General features: G+C 38.7%; 6 protein-coding genes and 1 pseudogene. 6 read left to right on the top strand and 1 reads right to left on the bottom strand.

Annotated features, from left to right (window positions below):
* The 5 genes and pseudogenes from RG47T_RS26765 to RG47T_RS15220 all read left to right on the top strand — a co-directional run.
* On the top strand, positions 1–151 hold a 151-nt coding region (locus RG47T_RS26765), incomplete at its 5' end, for a DNA translocase FtsK (protein WP_253187560.1).
* A gap of 1,103 nt (positions 152–1,254) precedes the next feature.
* Positions 1,255–1,506, top strand: a pseudogene (locus tag RG47T_RS27165) (DNA translocase FtsK); the annotation flags it as partial.
* Between the two features lie 66 nt (positions 1,507–1,572).
* On the top strand, positions 1,573–2,253 hold the full coding sequence (gene lolA1, locus RG47T_RS15230; RefSeq protein WP_074493485.1) for an outer membrane lipoprotein periplasmic chaperone LolA1: 681 nt from the start codon (positions 1,573–1,575) through the stop codon (positions 2,251–2,253).
* A gap of 112 nt (positions 2,254–2,365) precedes the next feature.
* A complete protein-coding gene (locus tag RG47T_RS15225; RefSeq protein ID WP_074493483.1) occupies positions 2,366–2,638 on the top strand; it encodes a hypothetical protein in 273 nt (90 codons plus the stop codon).
* Entirely contained in the window at positions 2,635–3,396 is a 762-nt protein-coding gene (locus RG47T_RS15220) for an MBL fold metallo-hydrolase (RefSeq protein ID WP_074490268.1), read from the top strand. Before RG47T_RS15225 ends, RG47T_RS15220 begins: the two co-directional genes overlap by 4 nt.
* Positions 3,397–3,435: 39 nt before the next feature.
* On the opposite strand, the gene RG47T_RS15215 is transcribed toward RG47T_RS15220, so the two are convergent.
* Positions 3,436–4,197, bottom strand: a complete 762-nt coding sequence (locus RG47T_RS15215; RefSeq protein WP_074490267.1) for an NUDIX hydrolase — start codon at positions 4,195–4,197, stop codon at positions 3,436–3,438.
* Between the two features lie 737 nt (positions 4,198–4,934).
* On the opposite strand from RG47T_RS15215, the gene RG47T_RS15210 reads away from it, so the two are divergent.
* A complete protein-coding gene (locus RG47T_RS15210; RefSeq protein WP_074490266.1) occupies positions 4,935–8,162 on the top strand; it encodes a SusC/RagA family TonB-linked outer membrane protein in 3,228 nt (1,075 codons plus the stop codon).
* Positions 8,163–8,176: the final 14 nt, after the last annotated feature.

Genomic DNA, 8,176 nt, shown 5'->3' with positions numbered 1-8,176 from the left:
GGGTTATAACCGTGCCGGCCGGATCATAGATCAGCTGGAAGCGGCGGGTATCGTAGGCCCGTTTGAAGGCAGCAAAGCCCGCGAGGTTTTATACCCCGATGAGTACAGCCTGGAACGCCACCTGGAAGAATTATCCAAACCGCGCGATTAGTTATGGGGTTTCTAAAAAAAATATTTGGCCTAAATAAGGAGATAAATCGAACTTCTGATGATACATTACAAAATGATGCTCATGTTTTTAAACCTGTTTTGAAAGAGGAATTGAAACCTGTTAAAGTAAAAAATGAATTAAGCTCAGTAACGGTTCATGTCGTAAAATTGGATGAAAATTATTCAGTTTTTTTATTGAATGTCCTTTCAAACAGTATAATTATAAAAGCAATCAATTGTGTTGAAAATGATATAGTTGATAAAAATAAGATACTCAGAATTGAACTATGCGATTTGCAAAACCAAGAGAGAAAAATTTTATTGTTAGATATTCCATTTACCGTTGGTGTTGTAAATTATGTCCATGATCTGAAGAGAAATGTGTTATCGGTCAAGCCAATAGCTATACTAAATACTAATACTGAGGTAGTAGGGACAAGGCTATTGGAAATAAAAAAAAATCGCTATATAAATGTTCCTTTAATAGAAGAAGATCCATTCACAAAGTCCCGAAACATAAAATGGCGAAATGTAGGAGGTGTGGTGGGTGTTTTGGATCTCGCAAAGTATGCAATAGCTACCTCTTCAGATGATGGCTTCTTACTCCTAATTGCATTCATTAAAAGAAACAATAAGTCATATCTTACTTTAAATTATTTTACTGACGGATTATCAAGTCAACTTTCAAGATTTAGAATAAGTGAAGGTGATACTATAGATTTTCTTTTTGATGATGGTTTAATACGTAGTTTTGTCATCAACGACAAAACATATAAACCATTAGATAAGACTGACCAATATGTTGATAGTCGATCTGTATCAGGGATACATCAAAATAATATAGAGATTGATCAGACTGCTATTAATGAGTTTGCAAGTAAGCGATTAGTGGCATGGAAGCTATCAATTAAGAAGTTTGATTTAGAAATAATAGGTAAAAAAAGTGGACACGGTGATTATAAGACGTGGAATGATTGCCAATTTGTCTTAAAAAATTTGGCCGCTGATTTCGAGATAGTGTCGTCCTTAGGGAGTGATTATTTGGACACTTATACATCAAATAAATTATCAGAGATCAAATCTAAAATTGAAAAACTAAATACTTTCGATCCAAATGAACGCGATTCAATGTTTGAAGATGCCGCACGTTTAATAGTATTACATCAGCAAGGCTCAACCTCATTAATTCAGCGTAAACTAAAACTGGGTTATAACCGTGCCGGCCGGATCATAGATCAGCTGGAAGCAGCAGGTATCGTAGGCACGTTTGAAGGCAGCAAAGCCCGCGAGGTTTTATACCCCGACGAGTACAGCCTGGAACGCCACCTGGAAGAATTATCCAAACCGCGCGATTAAACTATCTATACATTTTACTATCTAACTTAATAAACGCCCCCCTGTATGTTTTGGGGAGAAAAGCTCATGAAAAAATATACACTACTATTTATACTCGCCATTATAGGCATCAACCCATTATTTGCACAAAAGGATACACAGGCTAAAGGTATTTTAGACGAGGTTACTAAAAAATACAAAAGCTACGACGCTATAAAAACCGATTTTGTGTTTACGCTAGAGAATCCGCAGGCAAATATTAAAGAAAGCCAAACTGGTACTTTAGTAGCCAAATCGAAAAGCAGTAAATTTAAAGTTACCATTTATGGTAAAGCTGTTGCCGGCAAACCTGCTGTAGCCCAAGAGATTATAAGCGATGGTAAAAGCCAGTGGACTTACCTTAAAAAGGATAACGAAGTACAGGTTAGTGATGTAGATAAAAGCGGAGAAGGCTTAAACCCCGCCCAGATTTTTACCATTTACGAAAAAGGCTATAAATACCTGTACACCGGCGACCAAAAACTAAACGGTAAACTTTGCCAGGTAATAGAATTAAGCCCGACAGATACTAAAAAATCGGTGTTTAAGGTAAAGTTGTTTATTGACAAGGCACAGAAACAGATTTATAGCGCATTGATATTTGATAAAAACGGTAACAAGTATAACTACACAATTAAATCATTTGCAGCCAATGGCGCGGTGCCGGATAATACCTTCAGCTTTGATACCAAAGGGCATCCGGGTGTGGAAGTGGTTGATTTGCGTTAAGCAGATTAAATAGAAGCATATATAGGCCGGCCATGCTGGCCTTTTTTGTAAACATTTGGTAAGTTTTACAGCTTACTTTACTATTTTTGAAAAAGCCACGTTATATATCATAATGTTAACCGTCACTAATCATACTTTAGAAAAAGTTGAAAATCTGCTTAAATCTGCAGGTTACAAGGTGAGGTATGAAAAGGGTAATTTTAAAACGGGCGCATGCCTGCTGCAAAGCAGCCGGATGATTGTGGTCAACAAATTTTCTAACCTGGAAAGCAAGATCCAGGCCCTTGCCGAATTGATACGTGGTACAGATATTGATCAGAAACTATTGGACGAAAAACAGCTGGCCTTTTATCAGCAAATAAAACAAACCGAACTTCAGCTGTGACCATCACTTTTTTAGGAACCGGAACATCACAAGGCGTACCCGTTATTGCCTGCTGCTGCGAAGTGTGCACATCAACCGATAAGCACGATAAGCGGCTGCGTTCTTCTATTTTGGTAGAGGGCGATGGGAAGGTGATTATTATTGATACCGGGCCCGATTTTAGATATCAGATGCTACGGGCAGGCGTAATGCACCTCGATGCTGTAGTTTTTACCCACGAACATAAAGACCATATTGCCGGGCTGGATGATATCCGCGCTTTTAATTTTAAGCAGCAAGCGGCCATAGATGTATACGCAAACGAGCGTGTGCAAACTGCCCTAAAACGGGAGTTCTACTATATATTCAGTGATTTTAAGTATCCGGGTATCCCGCAGGTAAATCTGCATAATATAGATAAAGAAGCATTTAATATTGGCGATGTAGTATTAACACCTGTTGAGGTAATGCACTACAAGTTGCCGGTATTGGGTTTCAGGATTAAAGATTTTACTTACATCACCGATGCCAAAACCATTAGTGATTTTGAAAAGGAAAAGATTAAAGGAAGCAAGATATTGGTGATTAATGCCCTGCAGCGGCAGAGCCACATTTCGCATTTTACGCTTGAAGAAGCTATTGCTTTTGCGCAAGAGATAGGTGCGGAGCAAACTTACTTTACACATATTAGCCATCGCCTGGGTAAGCATGCCGATGTGAGTGCCGAGCTACCTGCAAACATCTATTTAGCTTATGATGGTTTGCAGATAACTATTTAACAAAACCTACACCTTATATATAATATATAGGTATAAGTTTTACCATCCGGCAGCCAATCCCTCTTTTAAAGCCTGCTGATATTTTTCCAGATTAAACGAATAGAGATAAGGTGCTTTGTGGGCACCGCCTTTGCGTGGATGCTCAGACCGGTTTAAGATATCAAAAGCCAGTATTTTACGCTGGAAGTTTCTACGGTCGAGTTTTTTATCCAGTATGGTTTCATAAAGCTTTTGCAACTCGGGCATGGTAAACTCGTGCGGCATCAGGTTGTAACCAATGGGTTGGTAATTAAGCTGCAGGCGCAGGGCATAAAGCGCATTATCCAGAATCTGTTTATGATCGAGAATAAATCCCGGAAGCGCATCCAAACCGCACCACACACATTTTTCTGATAAGCTATCCGGTGCAGGAACCGTATTATGAAAATCAACCAGGGCATAGTAGCCAATGGTTATAAAACGGTTGCTAAACCAGTTGTTTTCATTGTCGGCTACATCTTTATACATCTCATAATGCGGGCGCGAACGCTGCGGGTCGCCAAATACATGAAACTGCTGCAAAAATATTTGATCGAGGCCGGTACGCTCATTCAATATCCGGCTGGCAGAGTCATCCAGGTGCTCGTCTTTTAAAACAAAGCCGCCGGGTAGGTACCAGCTTTGTTCGTCCTTCATTTTTAAAAGTAAAACCTTCAGCTGGCCTTCGTGAAATCCAAAAACCACACAGTCAACAGATATATGATTCAGCCATTTTTCTTTGGCATCGCGGGTATAGTCAATTAATTCCTGTCTTGTAAACATTTAATAATAAGCTAATAACAAATTTTGTAATCAAAAATGAGCAATATATTTTAAATAGGGAACAAAGCATTAACAGTATTTTATTACTAATAGTAATGAAATTTTAACACTTGTATTTACCCTTGTTCAGGCTAAAAATCAACTCTCAAAAATAGCGTTTGTTTAAATTATGTTAAGGCAAATACAAAAGTTGCTTAACATAGGGATTGTTTTTGGCTTAGCTACCTATGTTTTACTATAAAAGGGTGTTATTAAAATCACAATCGCACGTGGTATGTTTTGTGATTAATCTAAAAAACACCTGTGTATGTTTTACACTTATTTGATAAATAAGGTATTTTTTAAATAAATAACAATTCTGCAAAACTCCTTGTGTAAGCCCTACACTTAATCTACTTTAGGATTAAGCCAATTATATAATACTATTGAATAGGGATACATTGAGATCCTGATAGTATTATAACAAAAAAAGATTACGTACGCTCTTCAAATCCATGTTTTAGTAATGGGTTTGTTAAAAGCAGATTTTTTGTAACTAATAGAAAATTATGGTAAAACCTTTACTTAAATTTCTTCTGGGTAAATTAAATCGTACTGCCAAACAGTGTGACGATTACTCTAAGGGCACATTCAATTCTGGCCCTTAGGGGTACGGATTATTGTATGATGCTTTGTGTCTCTCAACAAATAAGCTCAATAATAAATCAATTAAATTAATCAACTAAAATCTCAATCTCATGTTTAAAAGTTTACTCCTCAAGGTAAGGGTGCTGTGCATGCTACTATGCTGCATACTCTCTTCATTGGCAGTTACAGCGCAAACAAAGATCACCGGCCACATTGTTGGCAGTGATGACAAGCAGCCTGTAGTTGGTGCCGCTATTCGCATTAAAGGCACTACTATAGGTACTGTAACTGATGTTAACGGTAATTTTACCTTAAGCGCCTCTTCTGGCCAAACGCTGGTAATTACTTATGTAGGTTATGCTACCACAGAAGTTAACGTAACCGGCGCTGCCGCTTACCCTATTACTTTACAGGTAAATAACAAATCATTAAATGAGGTAATTGTAACCGGTTATTCTTCTCAACGCAAAAAGGATATCTCTGGTGCTGTTGCTGTAGTTAATGTTAGCGATGCTAAAAAACTGCCTACAGGTAGTTCTGAGCAATTGCTACAAGGCCAGGCTTCGGGTGTTAACGTAATTACTGCAGGTGCGCCGGGTGCGGGTAGTAATGTGTTTGTACGTGGTGTATCCAGCTTTGGTAATAGCTCACCATTGTATGTAATTGACGGTGTGCAAACCAACAGCATGTCTGATATTAACCCTAACGATATCGAAAGCATCAGCGTATTGAAAGATGCAGGTTCTGCAGCGATCTATGGTGTATCTGGTGGTAACGGTGTTATAGTTATTACGACTAAAAAAGGTAAAAGCGGTAAAACTACTATTAGTTACGATGGCTTTTACGGCAGGCAGGTGCCTCCCGGCGGAAACGTTTGGAATACGCTAAGCCCTCAGGACATGGCTAAACTTGCTTCTGCAGCAGGTGATAATGGTAATATCGGTACAAATAAAATTTATACCAGCGGCCTTGGTATCCCAACCTATGGCTGGAACGGTACATTGGGTACAGGTACAGGTGATAATATCGATTTGTCTACTTACAAATTTGATGCGAGTAACCCGGCTAATGATTTCCTGATCCAGAAATTTAACCAACAAGGTACAGATTGGTTTCACGCCATATTTAAAGCTGCACCTACACAAAGCCACAATATTACAGCAACAGGCGGTAATGATAAAAATGTTTACTTGTTTTCATTGGGCTATCTAAATCAGCAAGGTACTTTAATTGATACCTACCTAAAAAGATACCAGGCACGTATCAACAGTACGTTTGCGCTTAATGACCATATCCGTGTAGGCGAAACAGCTTATATGATTTACAGACAAACACCTTACGGTAATGCAAATGGTGGTGGTGGTTATGGTAACCAGGCCGAAAATAATGCAGTATCAATGAGTTACCGTATTATGCCGCAAATACCGGTGTATGATATTGCCGGTAACTTCGGTGGTACTTATGATGGCCCTGCCGCACCGCTTGGTAATGCAGCCAACCCGGTTGCCCAACAGGTAAGAACCAAAGATAACTACAACAAAACCTGGAGCGTACAAGGTTCTGCATTTGTTGAAGCAGATTTCTTGAAACACTTTACTGCAAAAACACAAATAGCCGGAACTTATATTAACAACTGGGAATATGGTTTTAGTTCATTAAATGCTTATAATGACTCTGAAAACCACGGAACTTCAAATGCTTATTTTGAGAATTCACAATACAACAGTAATTATAACTGGACAACCACTGTTAATTACAAAGAAATATTCGGCAAACACAATATCAATTTCTTAGCCGGTTATGAGCAAAAGCAGTTTTATGGAAGGTTTGTAAGTGGTGTTTCTACCAATCTTTTCTCTGTAGATCCTAATTATGCTAACGTAAGCAACGGTACCTTAAATAATAAGGCAGCAAGTTACGCGCTTCAGCCAACTGCTACACGCTCATTCTTTGGTAAGGTAGATTATATTTATAATGACCGTTATATCTTGAGCGGTACCATCCGTCGCGATGGTTACTCTCAATTTGGTACTCAAAAATGGGGTAATTTCCCTGCGGCAACTGCTGCATGGCGTGTATCTCAGGAAGATTTCATGAAAGGCTTAACTTGGGTTAACGATTTAAAATTACGTGGTAGCTACGGTGTTGGTGGTAACAATGCCAACGTAACCGGCCCTAACGCTTTTAGCCAATACGGTTCTGGTTTCGGCTCGTCATATTATGCTGTAAACGGTACAGTAACCAGCCAGGGCTTTAATAATACCCAAATTGGTAATGCAAGTACCAGCTGGGAAAAAGATAAAATCCTGAATATTGGTTTAGATGCATCTTTATTTAACAAGCTGGATCTTTCTGTAGAGTATTATAAGAAAACAATCACCGGGTTATTATACCCACAACCATTACCAGCTACTGTAGGTGGTGCTACTGCACCATTTGTAAACCTGGGTGACATTCAAAATCACGGTTTAGATATCTCTGCTACTTACCATGGTACTGCTGGCAGTGACTTTACTTACAGCATTGGTGCAAATATTACTACTTACAAAAATACCATTACTTATATCCCTGGTGATTATTTTGATGCTTCTAACTCTCGTGTTGGTTACATCACCCGTAACGAAGTTGGCCACCCAATTGGTGCATTCTATGGCTACCAGGTAACCGGTTTGTATAACAGTACCGCCGAAGCTTTAGCCGCTCCAACTTATTCTGGTGCTGCTGCCGGTTCATTTAAATACAAGGATGTAAATGGCGATGGCAAAATTGATGCTAATGACCGTACCTATATCGGTAACCCTAACCCCGATTTTACTTATGGCTTAAACCTTAACGCTGCTTACAAAGGATTTGACTTTACTGCAGTATTTTATGGTTCACAAGGCAATGATGATTTTAACTTTACCAAATACTATACAGATTTCTACTCATCATTTACCGGTGGGAAATCAACAGCTGCTCTATATAATTCATGGGGCTCGCCAGGTGTAACAAACCCAACGGTTACCAAAGCAAGTTATACTCAAAGCATGGGTTCAACTATTCCAAGCAGTTACTATGTTGAAAATGGTTCGTTCCTGAAAATGCGTGTTGCTCAAATTGGTTATACCATCCCTACTAACACTACCAAAAAAATTGGTATTAGTAAAGTACGTGTATACTTACAAGGTACCAACCTGTTTACCATTACCAAATACTCAGGTTTAGATCCAGAGTTGCAGCCATCTTCATATAATGGTGTTTCAAATGCTACGCAAAGTGCTGCTTTTGGTATTGATTATGGTAGCTACCCAACCAACCAAAGACAGTACATTTTAGGTGTTAACGTAACCTTTTAACATTTATAAAAAAG

The sequence above is a fragment of the Mucilaginibacter polytrichastri genome, from assembly GCF_001911425.1.
In the GTDB taxonomy this organism is placed as follows: Bacteria; Bacteroidota; Bacteroidia; order Sphingobacteriales; family Sphingobacteriaceae; genus Mucilaginibacter; species Mucilaginibacter polytrichastri.
Note: the sequence above shows the minus strand (reverse complement) of the source record. Positions and strands in the feature narration are given on the sequence as shown.